We start from the raw sequence: 1,007 nt of genomic DNA, 5'->3' as shown, positions 1-1,007 counted from the left end.
GGCTTGTACGGGCCCTCGACGTCGACGCCGATGTACTCGGCCTGGTCCTTGGACAGCTTCGTCAGCTCCCCGCCCAGCGCCAGCACGTGCACCTTCGCGACCTTCTCGTCGAGGTGCTTGGGCAGCCGGTAGACGTCCTTGTTGTATTCCTCGTGCTTGGTGAACAGCTCGATCTGGGCGATCGTCTGGTTCGCGAAGGAGTTCGACATCACGAACGACGGGTGCCCCGTCGCGTTGCCCAGGTTCATCAGGCGGCCCTCGGAGAGCACCAGGATGGTGTGCCCGTCCGGGAAGACCCACTCGTCGACCTGCGGCTTGATGTTGATCTTGTTGATGCCCGGGATCCGGGCCAGGCCGGCCATGTCGATCTCGTTGTCGAAGTGGCCGACGTTGCACAGGATCGCCTGGTGCTTCATCTTCTGCATCAGGTCGGTGGTGATGATGTCCTTGTTGCCGGTCGTGGTGACCACCACGTCGGCGGTGTGGATGACATCCTCCACCCGGGCCACCTGGAAGCCCTCGAGCAGCGCCTGCAGCGCGCAGATCGGGTCGATCTCGGACACGATCACCCGCGCGCCCTGGCCGGCGAGCGCCTCGGCGCAGCCCTTGCCGACGTCGCCGTAGCCGGCCACGACCGCGACCTTGCCGCCGATCAGGACGTCGGTGGCGCGGTTCAGGCCGTCCAGCAGCGAGTGCCGGATGCCGTACTTGTTGTCGAACTTCGACTTGGTGACCGAGTCGTTGACGTTGATCGCCGGGAACAGCAGCTTGCCCTGCTCGGCGAGCTGGTAGAGCCGGTTGACCCCGGTCGTGGTCTCCTCGGTGACACCGCGGATGTCGGAGTTGATCGTGGTCCAGCGCTTCGGGTCCTCGGCCAGCGAGCGGCGCAGCGTGTCCAACACGACCCGCTCCTCGTCGGCGACGGTGAGGTCGTCGTCGTCGACGGTCGGGACCACGCCGGTCTGCTCGAACTCGACGCCCTTGTGCACCAGCAGCGTGGCGTCACC

1 protein-coding gene is annotated in these 1,007 nt (G+C 66.0%); it reads right to left on the bottom strand.

The window, feature by feature from the left end; all coding sequences use genetic code 11:
• Positions 1 to 1,007: adenosylhomocysteinase (locus ABZ881_RS30920; protein WP_358489602.1), on the bottom strand; the 1,007-nt coding region annotated here is incomplete at both ends.

Source organism: Pseudonocardia sp. NPDC046786 (genome assembly GCF_040645415.1).
Taxonomy (GTDB): domain Bacteria; phylum Actinomycetota; class Actinomycetes; order Mycobacteriales; family Pseudonocardiaceae; genus Pseudonocardia; species Pseudonocardia kongjuensis.
Note: the sequence above shows the minus strand (reverse complement) of the source record. Positions and strands in the feature narration are given on the sequence as shown.